This is a genomic window from Burkholderia sp. E168m23 (genome assembly GCF_016586125.1).
Taxonomy (GTDB): domain Bacteria; phylum Pseudomonadota; class Gammaproteobacteria; order Burkholderiales; family Burkholderiaceae; genus Burkholderia; species Burkholderia orbicola.
Genome location: NZ_BCPP01000016.1, coordinates 1 through 19,881, shown reverse-complemented (window position 1 = coordinate 19,881; position 19,881 = coordinate 1). Strand labels below are relative to the sequence as shown.

Genomic DNA, 19,881 nt, shown 5'->3' with positions numbered 1-19,881 from the left:
ATTCGTGCAGGTGGCCAGGGCGCGCGGCGAAAGCGCGCTGTACATCGCGTGCGTCGAGATGCTGCCGAACATGATCCACCCAATGCTGGCGGATACCGGGCTGCGCTTCACGTTCGTCGTGCTGCTGCTGAGCGGCCTGAGCTTTCTCGGGCTCGGCGTGCAGCCGCCGTATGCGGACCTCGGTTCGCTCGTGCGCGAGAACATCGCGAGCCTCGGCGACGGCTCGGCCGTCGCGATCATTCCCGCGGTCGCGATCGCGATCCTGACGGTGGGCGTCAACCTGATGATCGACGGCCTGCCGCATCGCGGCCGCCGCAAGGGCGCGGCCGGCGCCGCCGGAGGACACTGATGCGACACGAATCGAACCCGCTCGTCGAGGTGCGCGGGCTGCGCGTGGTCGGCGGCCGGCCGGGCGGCGAGGAAACGACGATCGTCCACGGCGTCGACTTCGACATCGGGCGCGGCGAGGTGCTCGCGCTGATCGGCGAATCGGGCTCCGGCAAGACGACGATCGCGTTGTCGCTGATGGGCCATGCGCGTACCGGATGCCGGATCGCCGGCGGCTCGGTGAAGCTCGACGGCACCGACGTGTGCACGCTTTCGGCTGCGGCGCTGACCGCGCTGCGCGGCCGCAAGGTCGCGTATATCGCGCAGAGCGCCGCCGCCGCGTTCAACCCGTCGCGCACGATTCTCGACCAGGTGATCGAGGCCGCGCTGATCCACAAGACGATGACGAAGCGCGACGCGCAGGCGAAGGCGATCGAGCTGTTTCGCGCGCTCGCGCTGCCGGAGCCGGAGACGATCGGCAAGCGCTATCCGCACCAGGTATCGGGCGGTCAACTGCAGCGGCTGATGGCCGCGATGGCGCTGATCACCGATCCGGAGCTGGTGATTCTCGACGAGCCGACCACCGCGCTCGACGTGACCACGCAGATCGACGTGCTGCAGGCGTTCAAGAGCGTGATCCAGCGCTACGGGATGAGTGCGGTGTACGTGTCGCACGACCTGGCCGTGGTCGCGCAGATGGCCGACCGGATCGTCGTGCTGAGCGACGGCGTGATCCGCGAGGCGGGCGCGACCGAACAGATCCTGCATGCGCCGGCGCACCCGTACACGCAGAGCCTGATCGCGGCGGTCACGCCGAACGATGCCGAACGCGACACGCAAGCGCAGGCACGCGAGCCGGCCGCGCCGGCGCCGCTGCTCGACGTGCGCGGCGCGATCGCCGGCTACGGCGGCCGCGCCGCGAACGGCTGGCCCGCGAAAGTGATCCTGCATGAAGTCGACCTGCGCATCGGGCGCGGGCAGACGGTCGGCGTGATCGGCGAATCGGGCTCCGGCAAGACGACGCTCGCGAAGGTGATCGCGGGCCTCGTGCCGGCGACCGGCGGCGCGATCCTGCTCGACGGCGAGCCGCTCGCGCGCGATATCGGCAAACGGACGAAGGAGCAGCATCGCCGCGTGCAGATCGTGTTCCAGAACGCCGATACCGCGCTCAACCCGGTGCATACCGTCGAGCGCACGCTCGCGCGGCCGCTGGCGTTCTATCACGGGATCAAGGGCGCGCGTGCACGCCAGCGCGTCGCGGAACTGCTCGAGCTCGTGCGGCTGCCGCCGGCGGTGGCGTCGCGGCGTACCGGCGAACTGTCGGGCGGGCAGAAGCAGCGCGTGAACCTCGCGCGCGCGCTCGCGGCCGAGCCCGACCTGATCCTGTGCGACGAGGTCACGTCGGCGCTCGACACCGTCGTCGGCGCCGCGATCATCGAGCTGCTGCGCGACCTGCAGGCGAAGCTCGGCGTGTCGTACGTGTTCATCACGCACGACATCGCGAAGGTGCGCGCGATCAGCGACGACATCGTCGTGCTGTATGCGGGCCGCCGCGTGGAGACGGGCAGTCGCGACGCGCTGTGCGCGCCGCCTTATCACCCGTATTCGCACTTGCTGGTGTCGTCCGCGCCGGAACTGCGCGCGGGCTGGCTCGACGATGCGGCCGAGCGTTGCCACCGGCCGCTGGTGCCGATCGGCGAGCGCGAGCACGAGGACGAGCTGTGTCCGTTCCTGTCGCGCTGCGCGATGCGGGTGGACGGCGTGTGCAACCGGACGGCCCCGTCGCTGCGCACGCTCGGCAACGGCGCGCAGGTGCTGTGCCATCGCAGCGAGGAGGATCTCGCGAGTTTCCAGGCGGAGCCGGTGCCGGCCGGCGTCACGCCGGTGCAACCGTAGTGCGTGGCGCGCGAACCGTTCATCGCGCGGTGCGGTGAACGGGCCGCCGCATAGTCTGCTGCGGCGGTCGCGCAAAACGGCGATTTGTACGCGTGCCGCGCGCGAATACGCGGCAACTGCGGTTTTTGACGGTGATTAAATGATTCTCATTGAACGGTCGCCGATCGTCGTTGCAGGCATGCAAAAGAAGGATCCGATGAAACTGGAATCGTACTGGCTGGATACCCGCCCCGCGTTTCGCGACGGCAGCGTTGGGCCCGTCGAGGGGCGGGCCGATGTGGTCGTGATCGGTGGCGGTTTCACCGGCTTGTCGGCGGCGCTCGCGCTCGCGCAGCGCGGCGTCTCGGTGGTCGTGCTCGAAGCCGCGCAAGTCGCCGGCGAAGCGTCCGGCCGCAACGGCGGCCAGTGCAATACGGGCGTCGCGCAGGACTACGCGTCGCTGGCCGCGCGCATCGGCGCCGAGCCCGCGAAGCAGTTCTATCGCGCCTACGAAAGCGCGGTGAAGAGCGTCGAGACGATCGTGACCGAACAGGCGATCGATTGCGATTTCCGGCGGGCGGGCAAGCTGAAGCTCGCCGCGAAACCGCAGCATTTCGCGGGGCTCGAAAAGACCTTCGACGCGTTGCGGCGCGACGTCGATCCCGATATCGAACTGATCGAGCCGTCGCGAATCCGCGATGAAATCGCGTCCGACGGTTTCTACGGCGGGCTCCTGCAGCGCAACGGCGCGCAGATGCACATGGGCAAGTTCGGCGTCGGCCTCGCGCAAGCGGCCGTGCGGGCCGGCGCACGTGTGTACGAGCACGCGGCCGTCACGCAGCTCGACCGGCTCGACGGCGAGCGCCACCGAATTACCTGCGCCCGCGGCACGATCGTCGCCGACCGCGTGCTGGTCGCGACCGGTGCGTCGCAGCACGGGCCGTTCGCGTGGTTCCGGCGACGCATCGCGCCGGTCGGCAGCTTCATCGTCGTGACCGAGCCGCTGCCCGACGCGCAGTTGAACCGGCTGTTTCCGCATCGCCGTGCGTACGTGACGTCGCGCCAGATCGGCAACTACTTCCGCGTGACGCCCGACAACCGGCTGCTGTTCGGCGGACGCGCGCGTTTCGCGATGTCGAGCCCGCGCTCCGATGCGAAGAGCGGCGACATCCTGCGCGCCGGCATGGCCGGCTATTTCCCCGAGCTGGCCAACGTGCGCCTCGACTACTGCTGGGGCGGGCTGGTCGACATCACCGCCGACCGGCTGCCGCGCGCGGGCCAGCACGACGGACTCTATTACTCGATGGGCTACAGCGGCCACGGCGTGCAGATGTCGGTGCACATGGGCCGCGTGATGGCCGACGTGCTGTATGGCGCGGCCGCGTCGAACCCGTGGCGCGAGCTCGAATGGCCGGCGATACCGGGCCATTTCGGACACGCGTGGTTCCTGCCGCTCGTCGGCGCGTATTACCGGATGCAGGATTTCCTGCATTGAAGCGAGCGCGGGGAGAACTCGATATGACAGTGCAATTCGTTGGTTCGCCGCGTGTCGCGCGGCCCGTCTCGCCGGCGATCGGCGACGTGCTGCGCACGATCGACGCGTCGTTCGCGCAGCCGCTGAACCTCGACACGCTCGCGGCGGTGGCCGGCTTGAGCGTGTCGCGTTTCACCGCGCGCTTTCGCAGCGAAACCGGGCTGTCGCCGCACCGGTATCTGTGTCTCGTGCGGATACGGCGGGCGCAGGACCTGTTGCGCGCCGGTCTCGCGCCGTCGGTCGTCGCGACCGACGTCGGCTTCTTCGATCAGAGCCATCTGTGCCGGCATTTCCGGCGCGTGCTCGGCATCACGCCGCGCGATTACGTGGTTGCCCGAACCGGCGGCGCACCGGTACGAACACCGTCGACGCGCCTGCGCACCGAACGCCGCGAAGCGTCGTGCCACGCGGCGTAAGCGCACGCATGGACGACATGCCCCGCTGACGATTTTCCGGCCGGAGAGCCGGCGAACGACGATTTCCGATATCGCGTGACGGCGTTGAACCAGGCCGCCACGCACTGCACAGGAGCAGAAATGACCGCAGTTTTCGTGTTGCACCGGGCCGACGGCGCACCTTCTTCCACCGCATTCCGCAAGCAGGCGTTCGGCGCGAGCGATCCGTTCGCGTCGCATCGCGAGATCGCGTGGGAAGGCCCCGACGCGATGGCCGCGGGGCGTATCCGCTTCGCCGGCGAGCTGGACGTGTCGAGCTTTCCGCACATCGAAACTCTCGTCGTCGTCGAAGGCGAGCTGACGCTCGAAGCGGCCGGGGCCGCACCGCTGGTGGTCGGCCCGGGGCAAGGCGCCGTGATCGGTTGCGGCACCGCGCTGCGCATCGCGGCGCCATCGCCCGTGCTGCTGACGTTCTGCTCGGCAGCGTGCGCGACCCCGACGAAACAAGGCGTCTTTGCGCTGTACGCCGACGCGGATTTCAAGCCGTCCGCCACGCTGCCGGCCGAGGTGCTGCTCGGCCCCGCGCCGCAATGCCGCAGCGACAACGTGTTCACCGACGACGCAGCCGGATACTGCGCGGGCACGTGGGATTCGACGCCGTATCACCGGATCGTCCGGCCGCATCGCGCCAACGAGTTCATGTTCCTGCTGGACGGCGGCGTCCGCTTCGCGGCGCCCGACGGCAGCGTGCAGTCGGTCGGTGCCGGCGATGCGCTGTTCGTGCCGCGCGGCGCGTCGATCGGGTGGGAAAGCAGCGAACGCGTGGCGAAGTTCTACGTGATGCAGAACGTCAAACCTTCCACCGAACGAGACTGAGCATGTCCCCTCCGCTGCGTCATATCGAAACCTTGTCCACGCCGCCGGCCGCGGCCGACGTCGTCGTGATCGGCGGCGGCATCATCGGCGTCTTCACCGCCTACTATCTGGCCCGGCGCGGGCTGTCGGTCGCGCTCGTCGAGAAGGGGCGCATCGGCGCCGAACAGTCGAGCCGCAACTGGGGCTGGTGCCGGCAGCAGAACCGCGATGCGCGCGAGTTGCCGATGGCGAGCAAGAGCATTGATCTGTGGGAACGATTCGCCGCCGAATCCGGAGAAGACACGGGCTTTCATCGCTGCGGGCTGCTGTATCTCAGCAATGACGAAGCCGAGCTGTCCCGCTGGGCCAGCTGGGGCGAATTCGCGAAGACCGCGGGCGTGACCACGTACATGCTCGACAGCAAGCAGGCCGCCGAGCGCGGACGGGCGACCGGGCGGCAGTGGAAGGGCGGCGTCTTTTCGCCGACCGACGGTACGGCCGACCCCGGCAAGGCCGCGCCGGCCGTGGCCGCCGCGCTGATCAAGCTGGGCGGCAGCGTCCACCAGCACTGCGCGGCGCGCGGTATCGAGCTCGAAGGCGGCCGTGTCGCTGGCGTCGTCACGGAGGCCGGCGTCATCAAGACCCGGACGGCCGTGATGGCCGGCGGCGCATGGGCGTCGTCGTTCTGCCGCCAGCTCGGCATCCGCTTTCCGCAGGCGTCGATCCGTCAGTCGATCCTGAGCGTATCGCCCGTCGACACGCCGCTGCCGGGTGCGATGTACACGTCCGGCGTGTCCATCACGCGCCGCTGCGACGGACGCTATGCATTGGCGATCAGCGGCCGCGCGCGCGTGGACCCGACGCCGCAGTTCCTGCGCTTCGCGCCGCAATTCGTGCCGATGTTCGCGAAGCGCTGGCGCAACCTGCTGCCGGGCGGCCTCGAAGGCGTACGCGGCGGTCATGAAACGTTGAAGCGCTGGCGCCTCGATGCGCCGACGCCGATGGAAGCGGTGCGCATTCTCGATCCGAAGCCCGACATGTCGACGGTCGCCGAAACGTACCGCCGCGCGTCCGAACTGTTGCCTGAGCTGCGCGAGGCGACGATCACGCACGCATGGGCCGGCTTCGTCGACAGCACGCCGGACGGCGTGCCGGGCATTGGCGAAGTGCCGGGCGTGCCGGGGCTGATCCTCGCGGCGGGCTTCTCGGGGCACGGCTTCGGGATCGGCCCGGGCGCCGGGCACCTGATCGCCGATCTCGCGTCCGGTGCGGAGCCGTTCGTGGACCCGACGCCGTACCGGCCCGGCCGGTTCAGCGAGTCCGCCTGGGGCAAGGTCGCGGATTTCTAGCCGGGCGGCTGCGACGCGCTCCGGCCGCTGCCTCGGCCCATCGTGGCTTTCGCCGTGCGTCGGCGCACGGTATCGACTCAAGGACCCCTTGCAATGAATTCCCCTGTTGTTCACCTGATGCAAGCCGGAAGGCTCGATCGCTTCTTCATCGACGGCGAGTGGGTGCTGCCCGAAGGCGGCGAGCGGTTTGCCGTCATCAGCCCGTCCACCGAGGACACGCTGTGCGAGATCCCGCTCGGCAGCGCGCGCGACGCCGACCGCGCGGTGCAGGCCGCGCGCAATGCGTTCGACCGCTGGTCCGCGACGTCGCCGCAGGAACGCGCGGCGCTGCTCGACCGCATCCATGCGTTGATCCTGGAACGTGCCGAGCTGTTCGCCACGGCGCTCGCGCTGGAGATGGGCGCGCCGATCGGCTATGCACGCGGCGCGCACGTGCCGCTCGCGGCCGAACACATTCGCGTTGCACGCGACAACCTCGCGAGCTACCCGTTCGTCGAGCGGCGCGGGACGACCGCGATCGCCCGCGAGCCGATCGGCGTATGCGCGCTGATCACGCCGTGGAATTGGCCGATCTATCAGATCACCGCGAAGGTCGGGCCGGCGCTCGCGGCAGGCTGCACGGTGGTGCTGAAGCCGAGCGAGCTGTCGCCGCTCAGCGCGTTGCTGTTCGCGGAAGTAGTCGCCGACGCGGGCGTGCCCGGCGGCGTATTCAACCTCGTGAGCGGCAGCGGCGAAACGGTGGGGGCCGCGCTGTCGTCGCATCCGGAAGTCGACATGGTGTCGATCACCGGCTCGACGCGCGCCGGCGTGCTCGTCGCGCAGGCGGCGGCGACGACCGTCAAGCGCGTCGCGCAGGAGCTGGGCGGCAAGTCGCCTAACGTCGTGTTGCCGGATGCGGACCTGTCGCGGGCGATCCCGCCGGGCGTGGCCGCCGCGTTCCGCAACATGGGGCAATCGTGCAGCGCGCCGACCCGCATGATCGTGCCGCGCGCCGTGCTCGGTGCGGTCGAGGAACTGGCCGTCGCGGCGATGCAAACGCTCGTCGTCGGCGATCCGTTCGGCGAGGCCACCACGCACGGGCCGCTCGCCAATCGCGCGCAGTTCGGGCGGGTCGCGCAGATGATCGACGTGGGCATCGACGAACGCGCGAAGCTGATCGCCGGCGGCCCCGGCCGGCCGGCGGGCCTCGACAAAGGCTTCTATGCGCGGCCGACGATCTTCTCCGACGTGCGCACCGACATGGCGATCGCGCAGCAGGAGATCTTCGGCCCGGTGCTCGCGATCCTGCCTTACGACACCGTGGAAGAAGCGATCGCGATCGCGAACGACACGGTATACGGGCTCGGCGCGCACGTGCAGGGCACCGACATGGCGCGCGTGCGGGCGGTGGCCGCGCGTATCCAGGCCGGGCAGGTGCATCTGAACTACCCGGCATGGGACCCTCAGGCGCCGTTCGGTGGATACAAGCAGTCGGGCAACGGCCGCGAGTACGGGATCGAAGGAATGGCGGAGTATATGGAGGTCAAGTCTGTCCTGGGCTTTTATGATTGAGGCGGCTGCCGCGCGCGATGCGGCAGTCGTGATTTGAACCGGTTGGCTTTGCAAGGGTGCCGAGATTGGAAAACGCCATCATCCCCGACACGTCGTTGAACGCGCACCGTGCGCACTGGGCGAAGCTGCGCCGCGACCTGCATGCGCATCCCGAGTTGCGATTCGAGGAACACCGGACGGCCGACGTCGTCGCCCGCGAGCTCGAAGCGCTCGGTTACGCGGTGTCGCGCGGGCTGGGTGGCACGGGCGTGGTCGCGAGCCTGCCCGGCGCCGATCCGGGCCGCGGCATCGTGTTGCGCGCCGACCTGGACGCGTTGCCGATCCACGAAGCCAACGACTTCGCGCATGCGTCGTGCTCGCACGGGATCATGCATGCGTGCGGCCACGACGGCCATACCGTGATGTTGCTCGGCGCCGCGCGCGTGCTGAAGGAATTGCCGCAGTTGCCCGGCACCGTCCATTTCGTGTTTCAGCCGGGCGAAGAGGGCGGCGCGGGCGCGCGCAGGATGATCGACGACGGGCTGTTCGAGCAATTCCCGACGGAAGCGGTATTCGGCATGCACAACTGGCCCGGGTTGCCGGCCGGGCATTTCGGGTTGCGCACCGGCGCGATCATGGCCGCGGGCTCGCGCTTCAGGATCACGGTGACGGGCAAGGGTGCGCACGCGGCGCAGCCACATCTGGGCATCGATCCGGTGCCGCTCGCGTGCTCGATGGTGCTGCAGTGTCAGACCATCGCCGCGCGGCACAAGGACCCCGTCGACCCCGCGGTCATTTCCGTGTGCATGTTTCATGCGGGCACGACGGACAACGTGATTCCCGACACCGCCGAGCTGCGCGGCACGATCCGCACGCTGTCGTCGGCCTTGCAGCAGAAGCTGCAGCGCGACGTTCGGCTCGCGTGCGAAGGGCTCGCGGGGGCCTATGGGGCGCAGGTCGACGTGGAGTTTTTCCAGTACTACCCGGCGACGGTCAACACGCCGGCCGAGACGGCGCTGTGCGAAGCGGTGATTCGCGATACGTTCGGCGACGAGCGCCTGTCTCCCGACGTGCCGCCGAACATGACGTCCGAGGACTTCGGCTTCATGCTGGAGGAGCGGCCGGGCGCGTACGTGCTGATCGGCAATGCGCAGGATGGCGCGGCCTCACCGGCGCTGCATCACCCGAAATACGACTTCAACGACGACATCATTCCGGCCGGCGTCCGGTATTGGGTCGCGTTGGCGCAGCATTACTTCACGCGATCGGCGTGATGCTTCGGAGCGGCGTGGAAACCGGCTGATGTCTGGTTGATCGGGCGTCAGGTCCGGGAACGGCGTGCTTCCTGATCGTCGGGCATTCATGCCAGCCGGGGAGCGCCGTGCAATTTTTAGCCGCTTCGATGTGGTCACTGCGCATTTTTCTGACGTGCCGTGTCGCACGAAAACACCATTTAGACGGACTGCTTGATGACCCAGGAACATGAAGTGAAGGAGCGCGGCGCGACGTCCGCGCTTCACTACCGCAGATTCACCGCAGAGGACGTCCCCGCTGCCCATGCGCTTTCCATGGCGCTGCGCTGGCCGTTCCGGGCGGAAGACTGGCAGTTTTCCGCCGACACGTCGATCGCGTTCGCGGCCGAGGAAAACGGCGTGGTCATCGGCACGGCGATGTGCTGGAAGTACGGTGCGGATCGCGCGGCGATCGGGCACGTGATCGTCTCCGACGCGCATCAGGGGCGGGGAATCGGCCGCAAACTGATGGAGACGCTCCTCGATGAGCTGGGGCCGCGCATCACGTTTCTGCATGCGACGCCGGCCGGTCGGCCGCTCTACGAGAAACTGGGATTCAACGTGTGCGGATCGTTGAGCCAGTATCAGGGGAACGTGGATCGGCCCGCCGCGGTAGCCGTGCCCGATGGCGAGCGGCTGCGCGCCGGATCGCCGGCCGACTGGCCGCGTCTCGTCGAACTCGACGCGCGTGCGTCCGGCCTTGAGCGCGAAGCGCTGTTGTCCGCGTTGCAGGCGCGGGGAGAAAGCGTCGTGCTCGAACGCGACGGCGAGGTCGTCGGGTTTTCGGTGCTGCGGCGCTTCGGCCGCGGTTACGTGGTCGGCCCGGTGGTTGCGCCGCGTTCGGGCGACGATGCGCATGCGAAGGCGCTGATCGGCTATTGGCTGACGAAACGGGACGGCGAATTCGTGCGGATCGATGTGCCTGACGGGAGCAGTTTGCCGGCGTGGCTGAGCGAACAGGGACTGAAGCAGGTGGATACCTGTTCGAAGATGGTTCGCAATGCGCCGGCCGCGGCACACGAGGGCGCGGCCGACCCGGTAGTCGGGCTGTACGGGCTGGTCAGTCAGGCGATGTTGTAGCGGGCCCGACCTGGTGTCCGGCTCCCGCCCGATCCGGACGCCAGGGGCGCGGCCGCGTGACCGCTGTCGCCGGCAACAGTATGGCGGTCGCGGCGAACCGGCCGCGCACGCCGCCGGTTCAACCGCTCGGCGACTCCCTGCACTGCCGCGCGGCGCATGAGTGCGTCGCATCCCGCTCAACGCACGAGCGTCGCCACGAAGTCACGATACGTCCGCAGCGGGCGGCCGAGGATCGCGGTCAGCCGCTCGACGTCGCCGGCCTCCGGCACCATCCCGTCGCTGACGAAGCGTTCGGCCATCAGCCGCATTTCGTACGCCATCCATTTCGGCATGAATGTCGCGAAATTGTCTTCGAACGGCGTCGGATCGTCGCCGCCATAGGCAACCGGGCGGCCGAGCGTGTCCGACCAGATCGACGCCAGTTGCGGGCCGGTCAGCGTGTCGGGCCCGACGAGATTGAGGGTCTCGACCGGCAGCTTGCCGGGCGCATCGTGGCGGCGGATCAACTCGAGCGCCGCGACTTCCGCGATGTCGCGCGCGTCGATCATCGCGATGCCCTTGCCGCCGATCGGCATCGGGTACACGCCGTGCCCGACGATCACGTCCTTGACCGTCGCATCGTTGTCCATGAAATACGCGGGCCGCAGGATCGTCGCGCTGAAGCCCATCTGCTCGATCATCCGCTCCGCGCCGAATTTCACCGCGAAGTGCGGCACGTTCACGAAGCGGTCGGCGTGCAGGACCGACAGATAGACGACGCGCTCGATACCCGCTTCGCGGGCCAGGTTCAGCACGATCAGCGCCTGCGTGAATTCGTCGCCCGCCACGCCGTTGAGCAGGAACAGCGTGCGCACGCCGGAGAAGGCCGCCCGCAGCGCGTCGACGTCGAGCATGTCGCCCTGCGCGACGGTCACGGCCGCCGGAAAATCGGCCTTGGCCGGATCGCGCACCAGCACGCGCACGTCGGCGCCGCGATCGACGAGTTGACGGACGAGCTGGCGGCCGATACGGCCGGTGGCGCCGGTAACGAGAATGGTCATGATGTTCACTCCTGAGGTAATGGTCGGGTTGACTGCCTACCTAAGTTAAGTGATCCACACACGATCCGGAAGATGTGATAAATAGACATGTCGTCTCACTGGTGGAACGCATGGACCTGCTCGCTCTCGCCGATTTCAATCTCGTCGCCCGCCATGGCAGCTTCGGGGAAGCCGCGCGGGTCGCGGCTCGCCCGAAGGCGACGCTGTCGCGCCGCGTCGCGGAACTGGAGAACAGTCTGTCGCTGCGCCTGTTCGAGCGCGGATCGCGCGGCGTGAAGCTCACGCAGGAAGGGCGCGCGCTCTACGAGCGCACGGGCGCGCTGCTCGCGGAACTGGCCGACAGCGCGTCGGCGATTGCAGCGGGGAGCGAGCGGCCGCGCGGCCGGCTGCGTATCAGCGCGCCGATGCTGTTTTCCCAGTTCGCGATGGGGAGGCTGGTGGCGACGTTCGCGCTGAGATACCCGGACGTCCGGCTGGAGGTGACGACGGAAGACCGGCCGGTCGACATGATCGAGGAAGGGTACGACCTCGTGATCCGCGTGAACCCGGACCCCGACGAGAGCCTGATCGGGCGCGTGATCCTGCGCGACCGGCTGGTCGTCGTCGCGAAGCCGGGGCTGGCGCGGCCCGGCGGCGACGTGCCCACGCCGGCACCGGCCGTGGTGCGCGGCGCGAACGATACGCGCACTGCATGGGAAGTCACCGGCCCGGCCGGCACGGCGCGCATCCCGGTCGAACCGGTGGCGCGGCTGTCGTCGCTGAGCATGGTGCGCGATACGGTCCGCCTCGGCCTGGGCGCCGCGTGCCTCCCGATCTCGCTCGTGAGCCGCGATCTGGCTGCCGGCACGCTCGTCAGTTGGGGCGACGTACCGGGGTCCGATATCGCCCTGTGGGCGCTGTATCCGTCCAGGCGATTATTGAGCGCACGCGTGTCCGCGTTTCTCGATCACCTGAAGGACGCGTTTCCGTCAGGCGAGCCGGAAGAACTGGCCGCGTATATCGAACCCGGGCAGTGAAACGGCCACGGCGGCGCGCATCGCGATGTCCCGAGCGGGCGGCCGTCGCGATCGGCAAGGGCGCATGCCACGCCACCCGTCCCGATCGAACCGCGGCTTTCACACCGCGTCCGGCTGCGCGCAACACACGCGGTTCCTGCCTTCGCGCTTCGCGCGGTAGAGCGCCATGTCCGCCTGGTGCGACAGCGCGAGCATGGACGCGTGCCGCGCGCGCCGACCGGTCGCACAGCCGATGCTGACGGTGAAAGGCGGCACGGTTTCCGCAAACCCGACGAGCCGGTTGCCTTCGACTTCCCGGCGAATCGCTTCGGCGACCTGCGCGGCGCCGTTTTCGTCCGTATCCGGCAACACCGCGACGAATTCCTCGCCGCCGTAGCGCGCAGCGAGGTCGCCGCGCCGCCGCGTATGCGCGCGGATGCATTCGGCGAGAAAACGCAGCGCGGTGTCGCCCTGCGCGTGCCCGTGCTGGTCGTTGTACTGCTTGAAGTGATCGGCGTCGATGAACAGCACCGACAGGCTGCCGCCGCTGCCGCGCTGCAGCCGCTCCCATTCGTCGGCCAGTGCGGTATCGAGCGCGCGACGATTGCGCAATCCGGTCAACGGATCGGTACGCGTGAGATCGGTGAGCAGCGTCTGCTTGCGGAAGTTGTCGCGCAACGCGAAGGCCAGCAGCCAGACCACCGCGCAGAACGACGCGCCGATCACGGACGCCGACACGCCGACCGTCCACGACAGGCGCCGAATGCCGGCCAGCACGTCGTTTTCGGCCGGCGCGACGACCGCGATCAGCGGGGTGCCCGGTATCCGCTGGTAGGTGTACAGCCGCACGATGCCGTCGATGCTCGAACGCGCGGGATAGAAGCCCGATTCGCTGTTCACCATCCGCTGGAAGGATTTCGAGCGGCGCAGGAGGTTCATCTGGCCGTCGTTCAACGACGGGTTTCTCGCGAGGATCGTGCCGTCCGCGCGCACGATCGCGCTGACGCCGTTCGGCCCGACATCGAGGCGGGACAGCAACTGCTCGAAGTAAGCGAGATCGACGGCGACGACCGCGATCCCGTCGAACGTATGATCCGGCCGCTCGATGCGCCGCGACAGCGCGATGGATTCCTTGCCGCCGCGCGAGCGCGCGCGATAGGGCTGGGAGACGTAGAGCCCGACGTTGTCCGCATCGCGATGGACCTTGAAGTAGTCGCGATCGGCGAAGTCCCAGCGATGGGTCGTGCTGCAGCACCCGTCAATGAGGCGGCCGCGCCGGTCGGTCACGCCCATGCCGGTCATGTATTGCGCCGCGGTGCGCTCGAACAGCAGGTCGTGCCGCAACCCGACGTCCATCCGCTGTACCGCCGGCTTGCCGAGATCGGCGGCCAACGCGACCAGCGCGTTGTTCGACGTTTCGACCGTCCTCGCGATCTGACTCGCCAGGACGGCCGCGACGTTGCGCGACGTCTCATGCGCGTGCTCGATGACTTCGCTGCGCGCGACCCACAGCGTCACCGCGCTGATCCCGAGTGCCGCCAGCGACATCAGCGTGCCCAACGCGCCGACGACGAACGGGTGGCGTCCGGCCCAGTCGGCGATTTTCTCGATCGAAGTGAATGCGGGCATGCTCGCGCTCGTTTTGAGATGCCGGCTGCATTTGCGCCGGCGCGGGTCCAGTCAGGGTTAACGGCACGGTTAACAAAAAATCGAGGCCGACATGACCGCTCATCGACCGCCCGTCGACGGCATCGGCCCGGCGCGGCGACGCAAACGTGTGCGGCCATGCCGCGATACGGCCCGCTCACCGTCCGGACCCGCGCGGGTCGCTTTCGATTGATAACCAGCCTGCATCAATCGTTCCGAAAATCGCACTTATCGTTTGATCGATACCGCGCCAACATGCCGGAAAACGACAATCGATCAGCCCCTCCCGCGTATTCCAGGATTTTCAGGAGACACCCAGATGCACCCCTCGTCCAGCCTTCCGGCCGAACGCTCGAAGGCCGCCGCGATCTTTCGCGTCACGGCCGGCAACTTTCTCGAGCAGTTCGACTTCTTCCTGTTCGGCTTCTACGCCACGCAGATCGCCAACGTCTTCTTCCCCGCGCAAAGCGAATTCGCATCGTTGATGATGACCTTCGCCGTGTTCGGCGCCGGCTTCCTGATGCGGCCGCTCGGCGCGATCGTGCTGGGCGCGTACATCGACGAGGTCGGCCGCCGCAAGGGCCTGATCGTCACGCTGTCCATCATGGCGAGCGGCACCATCCTGATCGCGTTCGTGCCGGGCTACGCGACGATCGGGCTGCTGGCGCCCGTGCTCGTGCTGATCGGCCGGCTGCTGCAGGGCTTCTCCGCGGGCGCCGAGCTGGGCGGCGTGTCGGTCTATCTCGCCGAGCTGGCAACGCCGGGCCGCAAGGGCTTCTTCACGAGCTGGCAATCGGCGAGCCAGCAGGTGGCGATCGTCATCGCGGCGGCCCTCGGCTTCGCGCTCAATCAGTGGCTGAGCGCCTCGCAGATCGCGGCGTGGGGATGGCGCGTGCCGTTCTTCGTCGGCTGCATGATCGTGCCGTTCATCTTCATGCTGCGCCGCAATCTGGAGGAAACCCAGGAGTTCAAGGCGCGCAAGCATCGTCCGGGCATGAAGGAGGTGTTCGGCACGCTGGTCCAGAACTGGGGCGTCGTGGTCGCCGGCATGATGCTGGTCGCGATGACCACCACGAGCTTCTACCTGATCACCGTCTACGCGCCGACCTTCGGCAAGACGGTGCTGCATCTGAGCACCGCCGACAGCCTGCTCGTCACGCTCTGCGTCGGCGTGTCGAACTTCGTGTGGTTGCCGATCGGCGGGGCGCTGTCCGACCGGATCGGCCGCCGGCCGCTGCTGGTCGGCATGACGATGCTCACCGTCGTGACCGCTTACCCGGCGCTGTCGTTCCTCGCGCATGCGCCGTCGTTCGTCAACATGCTGCTCGTGCTGCTCTGGCTGTCGTTCATGTACGGCATGTACAACGGCGCGATGGTCGTCGCGCTCACCGAAGTGATGCCGGTGCAGGTGCGCGTCGCGGGCTTCTCGCTCGCCTACAGCCTCGCGACGGCCGTGTTCGGCGGCTTCACGCCGGCCATCTCGACCGGGCTCATTCACATGACGGGCGACAAGGCCGCACCGGGCTACTGGATGAGCTTCGCCGCGGTGTGCGCGCTGCTCGCGACGTTCGCGCTCTATCGTCGCCGCGCCGCGACGTTGACGCCGGCGCATTGAGGCCCGGCCCGGCCGGAACGTTCATCCCCACCCACGTATTCGCACGACCACGACCATGAGAAATCTGTTCCTGAAATGCTGCGCGACCGCGCTCGTCGCCACCGCGGCGGTGGCGGCCAACGTACAGGCCGCCGAGCTGCACGTGATGAGCTCGGGCGGTTTCACCGCCGCCTACAAGGTGCTCGGCCCGCGGTTCGCGTCCACGACGGGCAATACGCTCGCGACCGCGCTCGGCCCGTCGATGGGCAAGTCGCCCGAAGCGATTCCGAACCGGCTCGCGCGCGGCGAGCCCGCCGACGCCGTGATCATGGTCGGCTACGCGCTGGACGATCTGATCAAGCAGGGCAAGGTCATCCCCGATTCCCGCGTCGATCTGGCCGACTCGCGCATCGGCATGGTCGTGCGCGACGGCGCGGCGAAACCCGACATCAGCACCGCGGAAGGGCTCAAGCAGGTGCTGCTGCACGCGAAATCGATCGCCTACTCGGACAGCGCGAGCGGCGTGTACATCGAACGTGAGCTGTTCAAGAAGCTCGGCGTCGAGGAGCAGGTGAAGTCGAAGGCGAAGATGATTCCGCGGATTCCGGTGGCGTCGGTCGTCGCGAACGGCGACTACGAAATCGGCTTCCAGCAGGTCAGCGAGCTGCTGCCCGTCAAGGGGGCGACTTTCGTCGGCAAGATTCCCGAATCGCTGCAGTCCGTCACGCGCTTCGCCGCCGGCATCCCGGTCGGCGCCCAGCATCCGAAGGAAGCGAAGGCGCTGCTCGACTATCTCGCGTCGCCCGACGTGCAGGCCGACGTGAAATCGACCGGCCTGGATTCCGTTTCCGCGCATTGAGCCCGAGCGACGGGCGGGCGCGTATCAGACCGTCTTCCCGTCGCTGTCACCGCCGCCGTCTGCCGCGGCACCGTTTTCATCGGCCCCGTTCGTCAACGCCGGCCCGGCCGCCGCGAGCCGCTGCGCGAGACGCGCACGATCGCACGCACCTTCCCACGACGACACGAAGATCACCGCGCACGCATTGCTGATCACGCTGGTCAGCGCGCGCGCCTCCGACATGAAGCGATCGATGCCGACCAGCAGCGCGACCCCGGCGACGGGCAGGTCGGGCGTCACGGCGAGCGTCGCGACCAGCGCGACGAGTCCGCTGCCGGACACGCCGGCCGCCCCTTTGGACGTGACCAGCATGATCGCGAGCATCGTCGCGACCTGCGGCGCGGAAAGCGGGACGTCGCAGGCCTGCGCGATGAACAGCGCCGCGAGCGTCAGGTAGATCGCGGTCCCGTCCAGATTGAACGAATAGCCGGCCGGCAGCACGAGCCCGACGACGCCTTTGTCGCAGCCGAGCGCTTCCAGCTTGACGATCAGGCGCGGCAGGACCGGCTCCGTGGACGAGGTCGCGAGCACGATCAGCAACTCTTCGCGCAGGTAGCGCAACAGCCGCCACAGCGCGAAGCCGTGCAGTCGCGCGAGCGGGGCGAGCACCAGCGCGACGAACAGCGCGCAGGCCACGTAGAAGGACACCATCAGCTTCGCCAGCGAGCCGACCGAACCGATGCCGAAGCGGCCCACCGTAAACGCCATCGCGCCGAATGCGCCGAGCGGCGCGAGCCGCATGATCATCGCGAGCACGCGAAAGACGACCTGGGCGATGCCGTCGATTAGCGCGAGCACGGGCCGCGCGGCGCGCGGGTGCGCATTCAGCGAGAAGCCGAACAGCAGCGACAGCAGCAGCACCGGCAGCACTTCGCCCGAGGCGAATGCGCCGAGCATCGTGTCCGGAATCATGCCGAGCGCGAACGTGACCAGGCTGCGCGGCTCTGCATGCTTCGCATACGGTGCGAGGATGCTCGCATCCAGATGATGGACGTCGATGTGCATGCCGGCGCCCGGTCGCAGCACGTAGGCGACGACGAGCCCGAACGCGAGCGCGGCGGCCGTCAACAGATAGAACAGCGCGAGCGAACGCACGATCGTGCGGCCGATCGCCTGCCCGTTCGACAACGACGTGATGCCCGACACGATCGTGCAAAAGACGATCGGTGCGATGGTCATCTTCACGAGCGCGACGAACGCGTCGCTGAGCGGCTTGAGCATCGCGCCCGCCGCCGGCCACACGTGACCGATGCCGATGCCGACGATCATCGCGAGCAGGACCTGCACGTAAAGCGATTTGAACAGCCGGGCCGCCCTCACGATGCGGTGTTCCTTCGTTTCCGTTCCGTCGTCGTCATGCCGATGTGCCGTTGCCGGCGGCGTCGCCGCGCTTCGCGTCGACGATCATCCGGTGAAACGCCTCGGCGGCCGGCGTCAGCGAGCGCCCGCGCCGCTTGACGATGCCCACCCGCCGTTTCACGGCCGGCTCGACGAGCGGCACGCTCGTGAGGACAGGGTGGTCATGGCCCGGCATCGCCATCGACGGCACCGCGGCGACGCCGAGCCCCGCCTCGATCAGCCCGAGCAGTGTCGTGACGTGGCGCGCCTCGCACACGCTCGGCGTGCGCGGCGCGACGGCCGCCAAGGCCTGGTCGAGCAGCAGGCGGTTACCGGACGTCTTGTCCACGGACACGTAGTCGTGCTCGTAAAGCTCGTTCCAGGTGACGCGCTTCTTGCGCGCGAGCGGGTGGTCGCAGCGGCAGGCGGCGACGAACCGCTCCTGGAGCAGCACCTTGAACTCGACCTCCGCCTCCTGGCTGCCGATGAAGCTCACGCCGAAATCCGCTTCGCCGCTGATGACGGCGCCCAGCACCTCGTTGGCGCCGGCGTCGAGCAGCTTCACCCGGATGCGCGGAAAGCGCTGATGATAGCGGGCGATGATGGGCGGCAGGAAGTAGTAGGCGACCGACGGCACGCAGGCGATCGTCACATGGCCCAGGCGGCTCGACGACACGTCCCGGATGCCGAGCAGCGCGGCGTCGAGATCGTCGAGCAGTTGTTCGGCGCTCTGCGCGAACACGCGGCCGACGGTGGTGAGCGCGACGCGGCGCGTGGTGCGCTCGAAGAGCCGCACGCCGAGCGCGTCCTCGAGCTTGTCGATCCGGCGGCTCAACGCAGGCTGCGAGAGGCTGACCGCTTCGGCGGCCTTGCGGAAACTGCCCGTTTCCACGACCGCGCGAAACGCCTGCAAGTCCGTCAAATCGAAATTGATGCCCACCGGTCACTCTCCGCCACTCAGATGCGCAGCATTTTGCATGATTCCGCCGGCGTCATGCGTGTCGCGTCGCCCGTGCGGCGGCGTCGGCGTGGCTCGGCGTGCCTCCGGGCCGCCGGGATAGCGCGGGCCGCGCCGCGAATCGATCGTCCCGGTGCCGCTTCCTGATGTACCGTATCGCTTTTGGGCGGGCAGGGCTCCGGCGCTGCCGCGCTGCCGCCAGTGCCGGCCAGCCGCGCGAGCCCGCTCTCTTCAACGGATTCCAGCATGCGCATTCCGCCGCTCAAGGCCATCATCGCGTTCGAAAGCGTCGCCCGGACCAAAAGCGTCAACCGCGCGGCGGAAGAGCTCGGCCTGACCGCGTCCGCCGTCAGTCACCAGCTCAGCAACCTCGAAGCGCAGATCGGTCAACCGCTGTTTCAGCGCTCGGGGCGCGGCCTCGTCCTCACGCCGACCGGCGAACGCTACCTGGCCGACGTCACCGGCTCGCTGGCCGACCTCAGCCGCGCGACCGAGCGCGCGTCGAGCCGCACCGAAGTCGATATCCTGCGCGTGCATTCGAGCCCGAGCTTCGGGCTGATGTGGCTGCTGCCGCGGCTGTCGTCGTTTCAGGAGGCGAACGGCGATATCCAGCTGAACCTCGCGTGCTCGTACGAAAACGTGTCGTTCTCGAACGGCTTCTACGATATCGACGTCCGGCACGGCTACGGCAACTGGGACAACCTCGAGGTGAAGACGGTGCGCGGCGAGTTCATCGCGCCGCTCGCGTCGCCGCAGTACCTCGAGCGGCATCCGGTGCGCGCGCCGGAAGACCTGCTCGCCCATCGTCTGATCTATTCCGAAACGCCGCTGGTCCAGTGGAAGCAGTGGTTCGGCCGCACCGGCGTGCCGCTGGCGGCGCAGAAAACCTTCGACTTCTCGTTCGACCGCTCGTACATGTCGCTCGAAACCGCCGCGCTCGGCCTCGGCATCGCGCTCGAAAGCCTGATGCTCGCGTCGGTGAAGATCCGTCAAGGGCTGCTGGTGCCGGTGTTCGGCGAGCGCCATGCGGTCGAAGTCGGTGCTCATCATCTCGTTTACCCGCGGCAGAACGCGGAATTGCCGCGCGTGAAGCGCTTCCTGGCGTGGATCGAGCGGGAAGTCGCCGCTCATCAGCAAGCGGGTTGACCGCACCATCCGGCGGCACGCCCCGCGA

At 68.4% G+C, this 19,881-nt stretch carries 18 protein-coding genes; 13 read left to right on the top strand and 5 right to left on the bottom strand.

The window, feature by feature from the left end; genetic code table 11:
- The 9 genes from JMF90_RS01765 to JMF90_RS01725 all read left to right on the top strand — a co-directional run.
- Positions 1 to 349, top strand: a 349-nt coding sequence (locus tag JMF90_RS01765; RefSeq protein WP_201324941.1) for an ABC transporter permease subunit, incomplete at its 5' end; no start/stop codon positions are given.
- Entirely contained in the window at positions 349 to 2,223 is a 1,875-nt protein-coding gene (locus tag JMF90_RS01760; protein WP_011695039.1) for an ABC transporter ATP-binding protein, read from the top strand. The genes JMF90_RS01765 and JMF90_RS01760, both read left to right, overlap by 1 nt.
- Positions 2,224 to 2,362: 139 nt before the next feature.
- Positions 2,363 to 3,697 (top strand): FAD-binding oxidoreductase, encoded by a 1,335-nt coding sequence (locus JMF90_RS01755; RefSeq protein WP_011695038.1) that lies wholly within the window; start codon positions 2,363 to 2,365, stop codon positions 3,695 to 3,697.
- 23 nt (positions 3,698 to 3,720) lie between these two features.
- Positions 3,721 to 4,152 (top strand): helix-turn-helix domain-containing protein, encoded by a 432-nt coding sequence (locus JMF90_RS01750; RefSeq protein WP_011549834.1) that lies wholly within the window; start codon positions 3,721 to 3,723, stop codon positions 4,150 to 4,152.
- A 120-nt stretch (positions 4,153 to 4,272) separates the two neighbouring features.
- The gene (locus tag JMF90_RS01745; protein WP_054928663.1) at positions 4,273 to 5,007 is read left to right on the top strand and encodes a cupin domain-containing protein; all 735 of its coding nucleotides are present in this window, start codon (positions 4,273 to 4,275) and stop codon (positions 5,005 to 5,007) included.
- A 2-nt stretch (positions 5,008 to 5,009) separates the two neighbouring features.
- The gene (locus JMF90_RS01740) at positions 5,010 to 6,335 is read left to right on the top strand and encodes an FAD-binding oxidoreductase (protein WP_011549832.1); all 1,326 of its coding nucleotides are present in this window, start codon (positions 5,010 to 5,012) and stop codon (positions 6,333 to 6,335) included.
- A 93-nt stretch (positions 6,336 to 6,428) separates the two neighbouring features.
- Positions 6,429 to 7,886, top strand: coding sequence for an aldehyde dehydrogenase family protein (locus JMF90_RS01735; protein WP_054928664.1), 1,458 nt, complete (start codon positions 6,429 to 6,431; stop codon positions 7,884 to 7,886).
- A gap of 65 nt (positions 7,887 to 7,951) precedes the next feature.
- Complete coding sequence (locus JMF90_RS01730) at positions 7,952 to 9,139, top strand: M20 aminoacylase family protein (RefSeq protein ID WP_027806326.1); 1,188 nt, start codon at positions 7,952 to 7,954, stop codon at positions 9,137 to 9,139.
- Between the two features lie 195 nt (positions 9,140 to 9,334).
- A complete protein-coding gene (locus JMF90_RS01725; RefSeq protein ID WP_054928666.1) occupies positions 9,335 to 10,237 on the top strand; it encodes a GNAT family N-acetyltransferase in 903 nt (300 codons plus the stop codon).
- Positions 10,238 to 10,413: 176 nt separating this feature from the next.
- Here the strand turns inward: JMF90_RS01725 and JMF90_RS01720 are convergent, their stop codons facing one another.
- Positions 10,414 to 11,277 (bottom strand): SDR family oxidoreductase, encoded by an 864-nt coding sequence (locus JMF90_RS01720; RefSeq protein ID WP_011549828.1) that lies wholly within the window; start codon positions 11,275 to 11,277, stop codon positions 10,414 to 10,416.
- 110 nt (positions 11,278 to 11,387) lie between these two features.
- Here JMF90_RS01720 and JMF90_RS01715 point away from each other — a divergent pair, with 110 nt between their 5' ends.
- Positions 11,388 to 12,293, top strand: coding sequence for a LysR family transcriptional regulator (locus JMF90_RS01715; RefSeq protein ID WP_011549827.1), 906 nt, complete (start codon positions 11,388 to 11,390; stop codon positions 12,291 to 12,293).
- A gap of 99 nt (positions 12,294 to 12,392) precedes the next feature.
- Here the strand turns inward: JMF90_RS01715 and JMF90_RS01710 are convergent, their stop codons facing one another.
- Entirely contained in the window at positions 12,393 to 13,901 is a 1,509-nt protein-coding gene (locus tag JMF90_RS01710) for a diguanylate cyclase (RefSeq protein WP_011549826.1), read from the bottom strand.
- A gap of 337 nt (positions 13,902 to 14,238) precedes the next feature.
- Here JMF90_RS01710 and JMF90_RS01705 point away from each other — a divergent pair, with 337 nt between their 5' ends.
- Positions 14,239 to 15,534 (top strand): MFS transporter, encoded by a 1,296-nt coding sequence (locus JMF90_RS01705; protein ID WP_011549825.1) that lies wholly within the window; start codon positions 14,239 to 14,241, stop codon positions 15,532 to 15,534.
- 55 nt (positions 15,535 to 15,589) lie between these two features.
- A complete protein-coding gene (locus tag JMF90_RS01700) occupies positions 15,590 to 16,372 on the top strand; it encodes a substrate-binding domain-containing protein (RefSeq protein ID WP_011549824.1) in 783 nt (260 codons plus the stop codon).
- A gap of 24 nt (positions 16,373 to 16,396) precedes the next feature.
- Here the strand turns inward: JMF90_RS01700 and dctA are convergent, their stop codons facing one another.
- Genes dctA through JMF90_RS01685 form a run of 3 tightly spaced genes read right to left on the bottom strand, consistent with a single transcriptional unit; the run spans position 16,397 to position 18,955 of the window.
- Positions 16,397 to 17,731 (bottom strand): C4-dicarboxylate transporter DctA, encoded by a 1,335-nt coding sequence (dctA, locus tag JMF90_RS01695; RefSeq protein ID WP_011549823.1) that lies wholly within the window; start codon positions 17,729 to 17,731, stop codon positions 16,397 to 16,399.
- A gap of 34 nt (positions 17,732 to 17,765) precedes the next feature.
- Positions 17,766 to 18,689 carry a LysR family transcriptional regulator gene (locus JMF90_RS01690; RefSeq protein ID WP_011549822.1) on the bottom strand — a complete coding sequence of 308 codons (924 nt, stop codon included), beginning with the start codon at positions 18,687 to 18,689 and terminating at the stop codon, positions 17,766 to 17,768.
- A gap of 17 nt (positions 18,690 to 18,706) precedes the next feature.
- Complete coding sequence (locus tag JMF90_RS01685) at positions 18,707 to 18,955, bottom strand: hypothetical protein (protein ID WP_127479534.1); 249 nt, start codon at positions 18,953 to 18,955, stop codon at positions 18,707 to 18,709.
- On the opposite strand from JMF90_RS01685, the gene JMF90_RS01680 reads away from it, so the two are divergent.
- Positions 18,954 to 19,853, top strand: coding sequence for a LysR substrate-binding domain-containing protein (locus JMF90_RS01680; RefSeq protein WP_054928667.1), 900 nt, complete (start codon positions 18,954 to 18,956; stop codon positions 19,851 to 19,853). The genes JMF90_RS01685 and JMF90_RS01680 overlap by 2 nt on opposite strands.
- The last annotated feature ends 28 nt before the right edge of the window (positions 19,854 to 19,881 follow it).

Excerpts from the sequence above, each read along its gene's own strand:
- JMF90_RS01760 (WP_011695039.1), top strand. The coding sequence starts at position 349 with ATGCGACACGAATCGAACCCGCTCGTCGAGGTGCGCGGGCTGCGCGTG.
- JMF90_RS01755 (WP_011695038.1), top strand. The coding sequence starts at position 2,363 with ATGATTCTCATTGAACGGTCGCCGATCGTCGTTGCAGGCATGCAAAAG.
- JMF90_RS01750 (WP_011549834.1), top strand. The coding sequence starts at position 3,721 with ATGACAGTGCAATTCGTTGGTTCGCCGCGTGTCGCGCGGCCCGTCTCG.
- JMF90_RS01745 (WP_054928663.1), top strand. The coding sequence starts at position 4,273 with ATGACCGCAGTTTTCGTGTTGCACCGGGCCGACGGCGCACCTTCTTCC.
- JMF90_RS01740 (WP_011549832.1), top strand. The coding sequence starts at position 5,010 with ATGTCCCCTCCGCTGCGTCATATCGAAACCTTGTCCACGCCGCCGGCC.
- JMF90_RS01735 (WP_054928664.1), top strand. The coding sequence starts at position 6,429 with ATGAATTCCCCTGTTGTTCACCTGATGCAAGCCGGAAGGCTCGATCGC.
- JMF90_RS01725 (WP_054928666.1), top strand. The coding sequence starts at position 9,335 with ATGACCCAGGAACATGAAGTGAAGGAGCGCGGCGCGACGTCCGCGCTT.
- JMF90_RS01720 (WP_011549828.1), bottom strand. The coding sequence starts at position 11,277 with ATGACCATTCTCGTTACCGGCGCCACCGGCCGTATCGGCCGCCAGCTC.
- JMF90_RS01715 (WP_011549827.1), top strand. The coding sequence starts at position 11,388 with ATGGACCTGCTCGCTCTCGCCGATTTCAATCTCGTCGCCCGCCATGGC.
- JMF90_RS01710 (WP_011549826.1), bottom strand. The coding sequence starts at position 13,901 with ATGCCCGCATTCACTTCGATCGAGAAAATCGCCGACTGGGCCGGACGC.
- JMF90_RS01705 (WP_011549825.1), top strand. The coding sequence starts at position 14,239 with ATGCACCCCTCGTCCAGCCTTCCGGCCGAACGCTCGAAGGCCGCCGCG.
- JMF90_RS01700 (WP_011549824.1), top strand. The coding sequence starts at position 15,590 with ATGAGAAATCTGTTCCTGAAATGCTGCGCGACCGCGCTCGTCGCCACC.
- JMF90_RS01680 (WP_054928667.1), top strand. The coding sequence starts at position 18,954 with ATGCGCATTCCGCCGCTCAAGGCCATCATCGCGTTCGAAAGCGTCGCC.
- JMF90_RS01685 (WP_127479534.1), bottom strand. The coding sequence starts at position 18,955 with ATGCTGGAATCCGTTGAAGAGAGCGGGCTCGCGCGGCTGGCCGGCACT.